The sequence below is a fragment of the Streptomyces sp. NPDC107538 genome (assembly GCF_055657445.1).
This window is the reverse complement of sequence record NZ_JBVKAY010000007.1, coordinates 446,109-458,659: the sequence shown is the minus strand read 5'-3', so window position 1 is coordinate 458,659 and position 12,551 is coordinate 446,109. Positions and strand designations below refer to the sequence as shown.

General features: G+C 72.6%; 14 protein-coding genes. 6 read left to right on the top strand and 8 right to left on the bottom strand.

The window, feature by feature from the left end; translation table 11 throughout:
- Nucleotides 1-22: 22 nt before the first annotated feature.
- Both ACZ7MG_RS26660 and ACZ7MG_RS26655 read right to left on the bottom strand, forming a co-directional pair.
- Complete coding sequence (locus ACZ7MG_RS26660) at nucleotides 23-508, bottom strand: ester cyclase (RefSeq protein ID WP_471381120.1); 486 nt, start codon at nucleotides 506-508, stop codon at nucleotides 23-25.
- The gene (locus ACZ7MG_RS26655) at nucleotides 495-2,081 is read right to left on the bottom strand and encodes a BCCT family transporter (protein ID WP_471381118.1); all 1,587 of its coding nucleotides are present in this window, start codon (nucleotides 2,079-2,081) and stop codon (nucleotides 495-497) included. Before ACZ7MG_RS26655 ends, ACZ7MG_RS26660 begins: the two co-directional genes overlap by 14 nt.
- A gap of 222 nt (nucleotides 2,082-2,303) precedes the next feature.
- On the opposite strand from ACZ7MG_RS26655, the gene ACZ7MG_RS26650 reads away from it, so the two are divergent.
- From ACZ7MG_RS26650 to ACZ7MG_RS26630, 5 genes are read left to right on the top strand one after another with little or no spacing between them, the layout of a single operon-like run.
- Entirely contained in the window at nucleotides 2,304-2,918 is a 615-nt protein-coding gene (locus ACZ7MG_RS26650; RefSeq protein WP_471381116.1) for an amino acid synthesis family protein, read from the top strand.
- Nucleotides 2,915-3,466 (top strand): amino acid synthesis family protein, encoded by a 552-nt coding sequence (locus ACZ7MG_RS26645; RefSeq protein ID WP_471381114.1) that lies wholly within the window; start codon nucleotides 2,915-2,917, stop codon nucleotides 3,464-3,466. The genes ACZ7MG_RS26650 and ACZ7MG_RS26645 overlap by 4 nt, the downstream gene beginning before the upstream one ends.
- Nucleotides 3,467-3,477: 11 nt before the next feature.
- Nucleotides 3,478-4,209, top strand: coding sequence for an alpha/beta fold hydrolase (locus ACZ7MG_RS26640; protein ID WP_471381112.1), 732 nt, complete (start codon nucleotides 3,478-3,480; stop codon nucleotides 4,207-4,209).
- Nucleotides 4,202-5,689: an aldehyde dehydrogenase gene (locus ACZ7MG_RS26635; RefSeq protein WP_471381109.1), complete on the top strand. Its 1,488-nt coding sequence runs from the start codon at nucleotides 4,202-4,204 to the stop codon at nucleotides 5,687-5,689. The genes ACZ7MG_RS26640 and ACZ7MG_RS26635 overlap by 8 nt, the downstream gene beginning before the upstream one ends.
- A gap of 56 nt (nucleotides 5,690-5,745) precedes the next feature.
- A complete protein-coding gene (locus ACZ7MG_RS26630) occupies nucleotides 5,746-6,789 on the top strand; it encodes an LLM class flavin-dependent oxidoreductase (protein ID WP_471381107.1) in 1,044 nt (347 codons plus the stop codon).
- On the opposite strand, the gene ACZ7MG_RS26625 is transcribed toward ACZ7MG_RS26630, so the two are convergent.
- The 6 genes from ACZ7MG_RS26625 to ACZ7MG_RS26600 form a co-directional block, all read right to left on the bottom strand.
- Nucleotides 6,761-7,471, bottom strand: a complete 711-nt coding sequence (locus ACZ7MG_RS26625; protein WP_471381106.1) for an ABC transporter — start codon at nucleotides 7,469-7,471, stop codon at nucleotides 6,761-6,763. The two genes, ACZ7MG_RS26630 and ACZ7MG_RS26625, sit on opposite strands and share 29 nt — an antisense overlap.
- The gene (locus ACZ7MG_RS26620; protein WP_471381105.1) at nucleotides 7,468-9,018 is read right to left on the bottom strand and encodes an ABC transporter permease; all 1,551 of its coding nucleotides are present in this window, start codon (nucleotides 9,016-9,018) and stop codon (nucleotides 7,468-7,470) included. The genes ACZ7MG_RS26625 and ACZ7MG_RS26620 overlap by 4 nt, the downstream gene beginning before the upstream one ends.
- Nucleotides 9,015-9,878: an ABC transporter ATP-binding protein gene (locus ACZ7MG_RS26615; protein WP_471381734.1), complete on the bottom strand. Its 864-nt coding sequence runs from the start codon at nucleotides 9,876-9,878 to the stop codon at nucleotides 9,015-9,017. Before ACZ7MG_RS26615 ends, ACZ7MG_RS26620 begins: the two co-directional genes overlap by 4 nt.
- 17 nt (nucleotides 9,879-9,895) lie before the next feature.
- On the bottom strand, nucleotides 9,896-10,750 hold the full coding sequence (locus ACZ7MG_RS26610) for a zf-HC2 domain-containing protein (RefSeq protein WP_471381103.1): 855 nt from the start codon (nucleotides 10,748-10,750) through the stop codon (nucleotides 9,896-9,898).
- Nucleotides 10,747-11,256, bottom strand: a complete 510-nt coding sequence (locus ACZ7MG_RS26605) for an RNA polymerase sigma factor (RefSeq protein WP_471381733.1) — start codon at nucleotides 11,254-11,256, stop codon at nucleotides 10,747-10,749. Before ACZ7MG_RS26605 ends, ACZ7MG_RS26610 begins: the two co-directional genes overlap by 4 nt.
- Nucleotides 11,257-11,330: 74 nt before the next feature.
- Nucleotides 11,331-11,675 carry a hypothetical protein gene (locus ACZ7MG_RS26600; protein ID WP_471381100.1) on the bottom strand — a complete coding sequence of 115 codons (345 nt, stop codon included), beginning with the start codon at nucleotides 11,673-11,675 and terminating at the stop codon, nucleotides 11,331-11,333.
- 6 nt (nucleotides 11,676-11,681) lie between these two features.
- Between ACZ7MG_RS26600 and ACZ7MG_RS26595 the strand changes: the two genes are divergently transcribed.
- Complete coding sequence (locus ACZ7MG_RS26595) at nucleotides 11,682-12,461, top strand: MerR family transcriptional regulator (RefSeq protein ID WP_471381098.1); 780 nt, start codon at nucleotides 11,682-11,684, stop codon at nucleotides 12,459-12,461.
- Nucleotides 12,462-12,551 lie beyond the last annotated feature (90 nt).

Sequence of the window (12,551 nt, the reverse complement as noted above, 5' to 3'; positions counted from 1 at the left end):
CTGCTCCTGGTCATCGTGATCGTCAGTCCTGTCCCACCCGGATGACACCCAGCGCCGAGAGCAGCGCCCGGGGGTCCCAGGTCACGTGCTCCTCGACGATGCGGTCCCCTTCGAAGCGGGCGAAGGTGGCGCCGCTGACGTCGACCTGGCGCCGGGTGGGCGGGACACCGAGGAAGGAGTGGGTCTGGGTACCGCTGCTGTGCCAGCGGATCGCGGCCCGGTCGCCCTCGACCACGAGGTCGTCGATGGTGGTGACGAGGTCCGGGAAGGCGGTCCGGGTCGAGACGATCGCGGCCTTGAGGGCGTTCAGGTCCGTCGGGTGCGGGTCGCCGCCGTGGCGGAGGTAGGCCGGGCTCAGCAGGTCGTCGAGGGCGTCGACGTCACCGTGGCCCCAGGCCGCGGCCCAGGTCCGCTCGATGAGCGCGCGCCGGGCGTCGGGGCCGGCATCGGAGCGGGCATCAGAGCGGGCATCGGGGTGAGCGTCGGCGTGGACGTCAGAGGGTGACACCGGTCTTCTCCTTCTTTCTGTCCGTGTTGAGTTCCTTCCAGAAGGACACCGCCAGTCCGGCGATGATCACGAGGAACGGCAGGGACGTCACGATGACGGTGTTCTGCAGGGCGTTGAGTCCGCCGGCGAGCATCAGGACGACGGCGGTGACTCCGGTGAGGACGCCCCAGAGGACGAGCACCGAGCGGCGTGGGGTGAGCGAGCCGTCGGAGGTCATCATCGACAGGACGTAGGTGTTGGCGTCCGCGCCGGAGACGAAGAACATCACGACCAGCAGGATGGCGATCGCCGAGGTGAGGCCGGCGAGCGGGAAGTGGTCGAGGGTCGCGAAGAACGCGCTGTTGATGTCGGCGGCGGTCTGCTTGGCGATGTCGCCGCCCTCGAACATGTCGATGTGGATGGCGGTGCCGCCGAAGACCGTGAACCAGGTGAAGAAGACCACGCTGGGGACGACGAGGACGCCCATGATGAACCCGCGGATGGTGCGGCCCCGCGAGATCCGGGCCAGGAAGACACCGACGAAGGCGCCCCAGGAGACCCACCAGGCCATCATGAAGTAGGTCCACCACTGCATCCATTCGAGCCCGCCGAAGGCGGTGCCCTGGAGGCTCATCCGGAAGAAGTCGGTGGCCCACTGGCCCACGGACTCGATGTACAGGTTGGCGACGAACACGGCCGGGCCGGCGACCAGGATGAAGGCGAACAGCACGATCGCCAGCAGGGTGCTGCCCTGGCTGAGGAACTTGATGCCCTTGCTGACGCCGGTCACCGCCGACAGGGTGAAGACCGCGGTGACGGCGGCGATGATGAGCACCTGGCTCACGTTGTTGACGGGCATCCCCCACAGCCGCCCGAGTCCGTTGTTGACCTGGAGGGCGCCGAGGCCCAGGGACGTCGTGGTGCCGAACAGCGTGGCGAACACGGCGAGTACGTCGATGGTCTTGCCGATCGGCCCGTTCACCCGGTCGCCGAGCAGCGGCTCGAAGAGCTGGCTGACCAGGGTGCGCCGGCCCTTGCGGTGGGTCGAGTACGCGATGGCCAGCCCGAACACGGCGAAGATCGCCCAGGCCTGCAGTCCCCAGTCGAAGTAGGAGTACTGCAGGGCGCGTACCGCCGCGGCCGGGGTGTTGGGCTCGGCGAGGCCGTGCGGGGGTGTCGCCAGATGGGAGATGGGTTCGGCGACGCCGTACGAGACGAGGCCGATGCCCATGACCGCGCTGAGGATCATGGCGAACCAGGTGAGGGTGGAGAACTCGGGGCGGTCCTCGTCCTTGCCGAGGCGGATGTCGCCCGCGGGGCTGAAGGCCAGGAACACCAGGAAGATCAGGATGGCGAGCGTGATCACCAGGTAGGACCAGCCGAAGGTGGAGGTCACCCAGTTCAACGAGGTGTTGGTGACCTTGTTCAGGTTGTCCGTGAAGAGCACGGCCCACGCCACGAAGACGGCGGAGACACCGAGCGAGGTCCAGAAAACGGAACCGAGTCTGCCGCCGTCCTCTGCGGCGGCGTCCCGGCCGCTGCCCGACGGTGACGCGGACTCCGCTTCTCTACCGGTTCGAAGGTGACTGGACATGAAACTCCTTAGAGTCCGCAGAGCCTTATATCCCCGCTCTGGCATGCAAGGAGCAGTAAGGCATGGCGCGGATGGAGCGTCAAGGGATCGGTCGCACGTACCCCCACCGACTTTGCGTATGGCGGATCATCACAGCTCATCGACGCGTTGCCAGCCGCGTTCACCCCATCCCTTGACCGGCCCGAGAGACGGCACCTATCGTCCTGTGGCATGCAAGAGTGCATGGATCACCTCGACGAGCGCATCGGTCTCCGCAAGCTCGTGGTCTACCGCGACATCGTCCTGACCGAGGCCGGCGAGGCACCCGCGCGGCCCGCGCGGCGGGCCAGTGTCGCCGCGGTCATCCGGAATCCCTGGGTGGGCACCGGCCCCTCGGCCGATCTGTCCGAGGAGCAGGCCCGGGTCGGCCCGGTGCTCGCCCGGCTGCTGACCGACCGGCTCATCGCCTGTCTGGGCGGTGTGGACGGGATCGAGGCGTTCGGCAAGGCGGCCGTCGTCGGCGCGGCCGGCGAGATCGAGCACGCCGGGGCCCTCATCCACACCCCGTACTTCGGCAACCTGGTGCGCGAGTTCCTCCAGGGCGAGTCGATCATCTGCTTCGCCGACACCCGGGCCGACGCGGGCGAGACGCTGGTCGTCCCGCTCTGGCACAAGACCCGGGCCTCGACCCGCAGCCACTACCAGACCATCAGCGCCCGCGTCTCCGACGCCCCGCGGCCCGGCGAGATCGTCGTCGTCGCGGCGGCGTCCACGGGGCCGCGTCCGCACCCCCGGATCGGGGACCGCACGACCGATCCCGTCGTCACCACCGAAACCCTGGAGGTTGTTCCCTCATGAGCGTCCGCAAGATCGTGACCGTCGTCGAGGAGATCCGCACCGAGGGCGGTCGCGCGCTCGCCCGCCCGGCCCGGATCGCGGTCGTCGCGGCGGTGATCGACAACCCCTGGGCCGGTCAGGGCTTCGTGGAGGACCTGCATCCCGGTATCGAGGCGCACGCCTCCGACCTGGGCGCGCTGCTGGCCCCGGCGGTGCTCGACGCGCTGGAGGCCCCGGCGGAGGCGTACGGCAAGGCGGCGATCGTCGGGCTGGACGGCGAGATCGAGCACGGCTCGGCGCTGATCCACACGCTGAAGTTCGGCGACCACTTCCGCAAGGCCGCGAACGCCACCACCCTGCTGCCGGCGGTCGAGAAGCGCGGGCCCGCCGGGGTGCTCTTCGACATCCCGCTGAAGCACATCACCGACGCCACGATCCGCTCGCACCACCAGAGCATCGAGGTCCGGATCGCCGACGCACCCCACCCGCACGAGATCGTCGTCGCGCTGGCCGCCGCCGCCCAGGGGCGCCCCCAGCAGCGTCTGGCTCCCCTCTCGACCGAGCAGTAGGCCAGGCATACATGAGCAAGCCGACCGTGGTGCTGCTCCACGGCGTCGGGCTCGACCACACCATGTGGGAGCCCGTCGCCGCGCTCCTGGCCGACCGTTTCACCGTCGTCACCCCCGACCTGCCGGGCCACGGCACCCGCCCGGCCGTACGCGACGGGGTGACCCTCGCCGAACTGGCCGCCGCCGTGGTCGACGGGATCCCCGCCGGCTCCCATCTGGTCGGCTTCTCGCTGGGCGCCCTGGTCGCCCAGCGGGTGGCGCTGGACCGGCCGGAGCTGGTGGCCACGCTCACCTCGGTCAGCTCGGTGTGCGCGCGGACGGCCGGGGAGCGGGCGTCCGTGCTCGACCGGCTGCGCGCCGCCGAGGCCGACTTCCCGGCGAGCGCCGCCGCGTCCCTGAAGCGCTGGTACGACGGTACGGGCGTGCCCCCGGACCAGGTGGCCCGTACCGAGGCGACCCTGCTCGCCAACGACGTCGCGTCCTTCCTCGGCTGCTACCGCGTGTTCGCCAAGGCCGACGCCGAGCTGGCACCGGACTTGGCAGCCATCGCCGTACCCGCCCTGGCGGTGACCGGTGAGAACGATCCCGGGTCCACCCCCGAGATGACCCACCGGCTCGCGGCGGCACTGCCCGACTGCCGGGCGGAGATCGTCCCCGGAGCGCGTCACATGCTGCCCGTCGAGCGCCCGGAGGCGTTCGCCGACCGCCTCACCACCTTCATCGGAGGTTGCGCCCATGTCTGACCTCACCACGTTGCGGCACTTCATCGGCGGGGCGTCGGTCGAGCCCGCGTCGGGCGAGTACTTCGAGAGCGCCAATCCGGCCACTCGCGAGGTCCTGTACCGGGCCGCGCGCGGCGACGCCGCCGACATCGACCGGGCGGTGGCCGCCGCGCGGAAGGCGTTCGAGGACCCGCGCTGGCGCGACCTCAGTCAGACCCGGCGCGGGCATCTGCTGCGGCGCCTGGGCGATCTGATCGCGGAGAACGCCGAGGACCTGGCCCGGATGGAGACCCGGGACAACGGCAAGCTGCTGCGCGAGATGCGGGGTCAGCTGGCCACGCTGCCCGAGTACTACCACTACTACGCCGGACTGGCCGACAAGATCCACGGCGACTTCATCCCCACCTCCGACCGGCGGGTGCTCAACTACACGGCCCGTGAACCCCTGGGCGTCGTGGGCGCCATCACCCCCTGGAACTCACCTCTCACGCTGACCAGCAGCAAACTGGCGCCCGCGCTGTGCGCCGGCAACACGGTCGTGATCAAGCCGTCCGAGTACACCTCGGCGACCGTGCTGAGGCTCGCCGAGCTGGCGCTCGAAGCGGGGTTCCCGCCGGGCGCGGTGAACGTCGTCACCGGGTTCGGTGCCGAGGCCGGGCAGGCGCTGGTGGACCACCGTGACCTGGCGAAGATCTCCTTCACCGGCAGCACGGCGACCGGGTCGCGTATCGCCGCCGCCACCGCGAGCCGCTTCATCGGCTCCACGCTCGAACTCGGCGGCAAGTCCCCCAACATCGTCTTCGGGGACGCGAACGTCCCGAACGCCGCGATGGGGGTGGTGGCGGGCATCTTCGCCGCCGCCGGACAGACCTGTATCGCCGGCAGCCGGGTCTTCGCGCACCGGTCCGTCTACGACGAGCTGCTCGAACGGGTCACGGAGCGCGCCCGGACCATCGTCATCGGCGACCCCCTGGACGAGAAAACCGAGCTGGGCCCGCTGGCCTTCGAGGGCCAGCGCGACAAGGTCGCCGGATACGTCGACCTCGGCCGCGACGAGGGCGCCCGGGTGCTGACCGGCGGCCGGGCCACCGACGGCGGCCTGGGCGGCTGGTTCTACGAACCGACCGTCCTCGTGGACGTCGACAACGACATGCGTGTCGTACGGGAGGAGATCTTCGGACCCGTCCTCGCGGTGATGCCGTTCGACACCGAGGAGGATGTCGTCCGGCTGGCCAACGACACCGAGTACGGGCTCGCGGCCGGGGTGTGGACGACGAACCTCTCCCGGGCGCACCGGATGGCGGCGCGGCTGGACGCCGGGACGGTGTGGGTGAACACCTACCGGGCCATGTCCCCGATGTCACCGCGCCAGGGCTTCAAGACGAGCGGGGTCGGGGTGGAGCACGGCACCGAAACGATTCTGGAGTACACGCGGCTCAAGAGCGTCTGGATCAACACCAGCGAGGAGCCGGTGGCCGACCCGTTCACGATGCGGAGCTGAGCCGGCATGGCGACGGACGGAAACGAACAGGTACGGACAGAGGCGGAGGAGCGGTCATGAGGTTTTCGTTGTTCGTGCACATGGAGCGCTGGGACGAGGAGGTCAGTCACCGGCAGCTCTTCGAGAACCTCACCGAGCTGACGCTGATGGCCGAGGCGGGCGGGTTCGGCACGGTGTGGATCGGTGAGCACCACTCGATGGAGTACACGATCTCCCCGAGCCCGATGCCGCTGCTCGCGCATCTGGCCGCGAAGACCTCGACGATCCGGCTGGGGGCGGGCACGATCATCGCCCCGTTCTGGCATCCGCTGCGGGTGGCCGGTGAGTGCGCGCTGCTCGATGTGATCAGCGACGGCCGGATGGAGGTCGGACTGGCCCGGGGCGCCTACCAGTTCGAGTTCGACCGGTTGGCGGGCGGGCTCCCGGCGGCGGACGGCGGCAAGCACCTGCGTGAACTCGTACCGGCCGTACGGGCGTTGTGGCAGGGCGACTACGCCCACGACGGCGAGATCTGGCAGTTCCCGACCTCGACGAGCGTGCCCAAGCCGGTGCAGCGGCCCACGCCGCCCATGTGGATCGCGGCCCGCGACCCGGCCTCGCACGACTTCGCGGTGGAGCAGGGTTGCAATGTCATGGTCACCCCGCTGATGAAGGGCGACGAGGAAGTGGTCGACCTGAAGCGGAAGTTCGACACCGCCGTGGCGAACCATCCGGAGGTGGCGCGCCCGGACCTGATGGTCCTGCGCCACACCCACGTCCACTCTCCCGACGACCCCGACGGCTGGCGCCCGGCCGCCGAGGCCGTCAACCGCTTCTATCGCACCTTCGACGCCTGGTTCGGCAACAAGTCCACGCCGGTCGACGGCTTCCTGCCGCCCAGCCCGGAGTCGAAGTTCGAGGGCCGCCCGGAGTTCGCGCCGGAGTCGCTGCACCGGACCGCCATGATCGGCACCCCGGCGGAGGTGATCGAGCGGCTGCGCTCCTACCAGGAACTCGGTGTCGACGAGTACAGCTTCTGGATCGACAACGGTCTGCCGCACGAGGAGAAGCGCAGGTCGCTGGAGCTGTTCGTCAAGGAAGTCGTGCCCGCGTTCCGGTGAGCGCGCTCCGGCGTCCCGCGCGCCGGCCCCCGAGGCGGCGGCGTGGCTCCGGGCCGCACAGGAGCCAGCCGGTGAGGGCGGTGGTGAGGCAGACGGCCCACAGGACGTGGGCGTCGGCCCAGCGCGGGTCGCCCGGCGGGACGAACAGGGCGAGGTGGTGCGGGAGGAGGGCGCCGGCCGCGATCGGCAGGGCGAGGACGGCGCCCGCCACGGCCGGTCCCGGCATCCGGGTCGCGCTGAACCGGACCGTCGCGGCGGCCAGGGCGAGCGCCGACGCGGTGAACGCGCCGGCCTCGACCGTCACCGCCCCCGGCGGCAGCGCGGCCCACTCCTCGGGGGCGGCGCCCGCCCGTACGACAGCCAGCACCACCGCCCACCACACCGCCCACACCGGCAGGACGACGGCCACCCGCAGCGCCTGCCGCAGCGGGCGCGGCACGGGCGGCACGCCGGTGGTGTGCCGCGCCGGATCGTCCAGCACGAACGCCGTCCCGACCGCCCCGCACAGTCCGGCCCCCCGGAGCAGGTTCACGAGCACCTCCGCCGGGAGGTCCAGGGAGAACAGCGGCGGTACGGCGGCGATGGCCAGTCCCAGGGCCCATCCGGCGGCGAACAGGGTCCACGGCAGGGACCGCACCGTGGGCCGCACCAGGGCCGCCGTCACCAGGAGCCGTCGTCTCACGCGCACTGGTACTCCCGGTCGTCGGCGGTCTCGGCCGGAGCGGTGACGTCCAGCAGGTCCGCCGCCCGGTCGGTGGTGGTGCCGGCGGCGGACAGGTCCGCCCAGGCGGCCTTCACCCGGCGCTCCACCTCCGCCTGCGGCTCGGCCAACAGCGCCTGGACGACGGCGAGTTCACGGCCCCGCAGGGAGATGGCGCCCGCCGGGGCCTGAATCACCCCGGGGCTGTTGAAGCCCTCCCCGGTCTTCTCGAACATGGCCTCGCCGTCCCGGGTCGCGCGGACCGCCAGCCACACCATCAGCACCCCCCGCGCGTCACAGTGCGCGCCCTCGTAGCGTTCGTGTCCCACGACCAGCCCCCGGGCCACGCTCGCGGCGAACTCCAGTTCCCGTTCCCCGCCCCACGCCGTCGTCGCCGTCACCTCACCGGGCGCGGCGGGCGAGATCTCCCCGGTGCCCGACGGTCCGTCGAGCGCGGCCACCCTCTGTCGTACGGTCAGTGCCCGTGCCGACTGCGGGCCGCCGGCCAGCGAGCGCACCCGGTCCGTGACGCGGGCCCACTCGTCGGTCCAGGGAGTGAACTCGGGGAAGGCACAGTAGGTCGTCGGCCCGCGCCGCTCGCAGTCCTGCACGGTCGCCGGGTCACGGGTCGCCACCTCGCGTGCCTCACGTACCGCGTCCGAGGGCGCCATGCCCTGGAGGACCACGGCGGCCACGACGACGCCGAGCGCGCCGAGCGCGGTGGCCCGTACGGCACGGATCCGGCCGCCGCTGACGAGCACCGCGCCCGCCGCCGCCAGCACGGCGAGCGCCAGCAGATACAGCGCGTGCCAGGCCGCGGGCCGCCCCAGCAGGTCGGACGGGAGCGGCCGGCCGCCCTCGTCGAACAGCACGGGCGCCGTCCCGCGCAGCCAGGCCGGGCTGTCGGAGTCGGCGACGAAGACCATGGTGACGGCCAGGAAGACGATCACGGCCAGCGGTGCCGCGAACGCCGACCGGACGACCCGGCCGAGCAGGACGCCCACGGCCGCGGGCAGCAGGATCAGCAGCGGTCCGGCGGCCAGCTCGGACACCGAACCGTGGCCCACCGCCCCGGGTTCGAGGGCCGCCGCCGTGAACTGCCCGGCCACGACGAGCGCTCCGACCAGGACCGTCGGCAGCACCGACAGCAGATGCGCGAGGGTGCGTCGCCACGGCGGCAGCACCAGCACCGCGAACGTCGCGTCCGTGCCCCGCCGGTGCGAGCGCAGCACCGCCAGGTTCGCGGCGACCATCACCGCGAGCCCGAACAGGAGTTGCCCGGTCTGGGTCTCGCGGTCGATGTCCTGGAGGACCGGATAGGCGTCCTCGGTCTCGCCGCCCGACCACAGCAGCAGCGTCAGGTACCCCAGCAGGGCGAGCAGGACGAGGGGATGCAGCAGCAGGCGCCGCGCCTCCACCCGGGCCAGCGCGAGCACCGCCCGCCGCCCGCCGTGGACGGGCACCGCCCCGGGCTGTGACTCGGCCTTCGGGCGGGGCGCGGGGGCCCGGGTCCCGGTCGGCGCCGTCATGCCGCGACCTCCGCGACCGGGTCGCCGCCGAGGGTCAGCAGATAGCCGTCCTCCAGCGTCGGTTCGGCCTGCCGGGCGCCCGGGGGCGGGTCCCCGACGTTGCGGAACTCGCCCGTCCCGGTGCGCCATCCGGCGCGGGCGCCCGGCTGCCGCTCCGTGCTGTGCCACACCCGGCCGTCCGCCACCGCCGTCAGCTCGGCGGCCGTCCCGTCGAACCGCACCCGGCCCTTGTCCATCACCACCACCCGGTGGCACAGCATGGCCACGTCCTCGGTCTGGTGGGTGGACAGCAGCACGGTCCGGCCCTCGCCGGCGTCCGCGATCAACTCCCGGAAGCGCATGCGCTGTTCGGGGTCTAGTCCGACCGTGGGCTCGTCCAGGACGAGGAAGCCCGGGTCGCCGACCAGGGCCGCGGCGAGCGCGACGCGCTGGCGCATACCGCCGGAGAGCCGCCGTATCCGCTTGCCGCGCACGTCCGCGAGGCCGACCGCGTCCAGGACCCGGCGGGCCTCGGCGTGCCGGGCCCGACGGTCCGTCAGCTCCTTGAGGATCGCCACGTAGTCGATGAACTCGAAGGCGGTGAAGTCGGGATGGAATCCGGGGTTCTGCGGCAGATAGCCCAGGGTCCGTCGTACGTCCTGCCGGCCGCGGACCGTGCTCGGGTCGTGCCCGAGGACGGTGAAGGCGCCGTTGTCCGGCGGGGTGGCCGTCGCCAGGATCCGCAGCAGGGTCGTCTTGCCCGCGCCGTTCGGCCCGAGCAGCCCGGTGACGCCCTCGGTGAGCCGGAGCGTCACGTCGTCCACGGCTCTGGTGCCGCGATAGCTCAGGGTCAGCCCCGCGGCGGAGACCGTGGGGCGGATGGGGGCCGGGGATCGGGTCATGACAGCCTCCTGGCTGCGGATCGAAGGGGTCGGAGGGCGGGGCCGAGGCGGCGGCCGCTGTCGAAGCGGTCCCGGGCCGCGATCAGCAGCGCCGTCGCGACCGTGGCGAGCGCCGCCGCCGCGCCCTGCCCCTCGGCGGTGAAGGGCAGCGGCGTACCGGAGGCCAGCAGACGGCTGAGCACCACCAGTGCGGTCCAGCCGGCGCCGACCAGGGCGGGTGCGAGGACCGGGCCCAGCCGGGCGGTCAGCGCGAGGCCCGTCGCGGTCAGCGCCAGCGCCGGCAGCAGCCAGCCGAGCGCGGCCAGACCGTACGACGGCAGCGCCAGGCTCGCGAGCCCGCTCAGCACCGTCGTGGTGGAGAGCACGGCGACCGTGCGCACCATCAGCAGCCGGAAGGTGTGCATCGGCGCGACCACGGCCATCTCGTGCGTCGGGTCGAGCCCCGGCCCGAACGACACCGCCACCCCCACCAGCGGCAGCAGCGGCGCGGTGGCCAGGAGCATCAGCGGCGACGCGGCCAGGCCGACGCCGACCGCGAGCAGCAGGGTGAGCGCCACCGCGCCGAGCCAGGAGCGGCGCAGCACCGGAGTCGCCGCGAGCAGCCGCGCGGTGTGGTCGGCGACGCCGGTCCGGATCAGGAGCGACTCGGCGAAGCCGGGCCTCGGGGCGTCCAGTTCGGCGTCCAGCCGTGCCCAGCCCGCGTCGGTCTCGGCGCGGGGGACATGGGCCGAGAGCGCCTCCCGGCAGTCGCCGCAGGCGGCGAGGTGGGTCTCGACGGACCACAGCCGGGGGGCCACCAGCACTCCGTGGGCGTACTCCCGCAGATCCCCGTCGTCGGCGTGCCAGCTCATGTCAGGCCTTCCCGCAGTTGCTTCCGGGCGCGCATGGCCCGGGTCTTGACCGTGCCCGGTGGGATGCCGAGCAGGACCGCCGCCTCACGGGTCGTCAGGCCGTCGACGACCGTGGCCTGCAGCACCGCCCGCAGCTCCGGCGAGAGCCCGGCCAGCGACCCGGCGAGGTCGCCGTACCGCACCCGGGCGAGCACCTGTTCCTCGGCCGACGCCTCGTCGCGGTGCCGCAGCCGGGCGAGGGCCTGCCGCAGCCGGCCGCGGGCGCCGTCGCCCCGCAGCGCGTCCACCAGGCGGCGCGATCCGATCCGCCACAGCCAGCCCGCCACATCGCCTTCACGCCGGTAGCGGGCCGCTCCCCGCCACACGTCGAGAAAGGTCTCCTGGACGACGTCGTCGACCAGCACCGGGTCGGCGCACCGTCCGCGCAGCCGCAGTACGAGCCAGGGCGCGTACCGCCGGTACAGCTCCTCGAAAGCCCGACGATCCCCGTCCGCGACCGCCCGCATCAGGTCGGCGTCGCCCGGACTCCCCCGCTTCAATTCGCTCACACCCCTTCATCGGACGAGCCCCCCTCGGCGGTTCACGGTGCCTTCAGCAGCCGCTCCAGCTCGTTCCCGGCCTCGTCGTAGCCGGCGTCGCAGATCCGTTGCAGCTCGCGCAGGTCGCCGGCCGCGACCGCACGCCGGGTGAGCAGCGCCCCCGCGTGCGGGGAGCCCTCGTCCAGCAGGTCGCTCAGTTCCCCGACGTCCCCGGCGGCGTCGGCGAGGTCGGCCAGCCGGTCCAGGGCGGTCTCGTTGCCCGCGTCGGCCAGCTCGCGCAGGGTCTCCCGGTCGAGCCGCCCGTTGTCGGACTTCGCTTTCCCGTGCTCGCTCCCGTGCTCATGCTCGTGCTTGTTCCCGTGCGCATTCTCGTTCTCGTTCGTCATGGCGCCATGCTGCAACCCCGCCCCTGGGGCGGGGTCAAGTGGGACGATGGCCAGGTGATCACCATCGGACAGCTGGCCAGATATGTCGGGGTGTCCGTCAAGACCGTCCGCGTCTACCACGCCAAGGGGCTGCTCCCCGAGCCCGAGCGCGACGCGTCCGGGTACCGGCGGTACGGCACCGAGGACGTCATCGGGCTGATCAAGATCCGGACGCTCGCCGAGGCCGGTGTGCCCCTCGCCCGGATCCGGGACCTGAGAGCGGCGACCGACGAGGAGTTCCGGCGGGCACTGCGCGAGATCGACGACGACCTCACCACCCGTATCCGTGGCCTGCGGGCGACGCGGGACAGGCTGCGGCAGCTCGCCGCCGGGCAGCCGGTGCCGCTGCCCGCCGGGGTCGGCGCCCATCTGGAGCGGCTGGCCGGGTGGGGGTTCACGCCCCGGTGGGTGGAGCTGCAACGCGACCTGTGGATCCTGGTGTTCGCCACCCACCCCGACCACGCGGCCGGCCTGTTCGCCGACCAGGGCGAGATCCTCGCCGACCCGGCGCTGCGGCGGCTCTTCCTCGCCTACGACCAGGCCTACGACCTCGACGCCGACGATCCCCGCCTCGCCGACCTGGCCCGCCGGATCGTCGAGGCGACCCGGGAGCGCTACGGCCCCGACGGGCTGCCCCAACTGGGTTCGGCGTCCGAGATCCCCGCCCTCGTCCAAGGCACGGTCAACGCCTCGTCCCCGGCCTGGCGACGACTCGACACGCTCGTCCGCGCGGAACTGGGCGTGTGACGGCAGCGGGCCTCCGCGCGTGCGGACCTCCGCGCGTGCATGCGTCCGCGCGTGCGTGCGTCCGCGCGCAACCGGACGTGTGACCCCGGC

Coding starts and splice junctions, on each gene's coding strand:
- ACZ7MG_RS26655 (WP_471381118.1), bottom strand. CDS start 2,081: ATGTCCAGTCACCTTCGAACCGGTAGAGAAGCGGAGTCCGCGTCACCG.
- ACZ7MG_RS26650 (WP_471381116.1), top strand. CDS start 2,304: ATGGATCACCTCGACGAGCGCATCGGTCTCCGCAAGCTCGTGGTCTAC.
- ACZ7MG_RS26645 (WP_471381114.1), top strand. CDS start 2,915: ATGAGCGTCCGCAAGATCGTGACCGTCGTCGAGGAGATCCGCACCGAG.
- ACZ7MG_RS26640 (WP_471381112.1), top strand. CDS start 3,478: ATGAGCAAGCCGACCGTGGTGCTGCTCCACGGCGTCGGGCTCGACCAC.
- ACZ7MG_RS26635 (WP_471381109.1), top strand. CDS start 4,202: ATGTCTGACCTCACCACGTTGCGGCACTTCATCGGCGGGGCGTCGGTC.
- ACZ7MG_RS26630 (WP_471381107.1), top strand. CDS start 5,746: ATGAGGTTTTCGTTGTTCGTGCACATGGAGCGCTGGGACGAGGAGGTC.
- ACZ7MG_RS26620 (WP_471381105.1), bottom strand. CDS start 9,018: ATGACGGCGCCGACCGGGACCCGGGCCCCCGCGCCCCGCCCGAAGGCC.
- ACZ7MG_RS26610 (WP_471381103.1), bottom strand. CDS start 10,750: ATGAGCTGGCACGCCGACGACGGGGATCTGCGGGAGTACGCCCACGGA.
- ACZ7MG_RS26605 (WP_471381733.1), bottom strand. CDS start 11,256: ATGCGGGCGGTCGCGGACGGGGATCGTCGGGCTTTCGAGGAGCTGTAC.
- ACZ7MG_RS26600 (WP_471381100.1), bottom strand. CDS start 11,675: ATGACGAACGAGAACGAGAATGCGCACGGGAACAAGCACGAGCATGAG.
- ACZ7MG_RS26595 (WP_471381098.1), top strand. CDS start 11,682: ATGCTGCAACCCCGCCCCTGGGGCGGGGTCAAGTGGGACGATGGCCAG.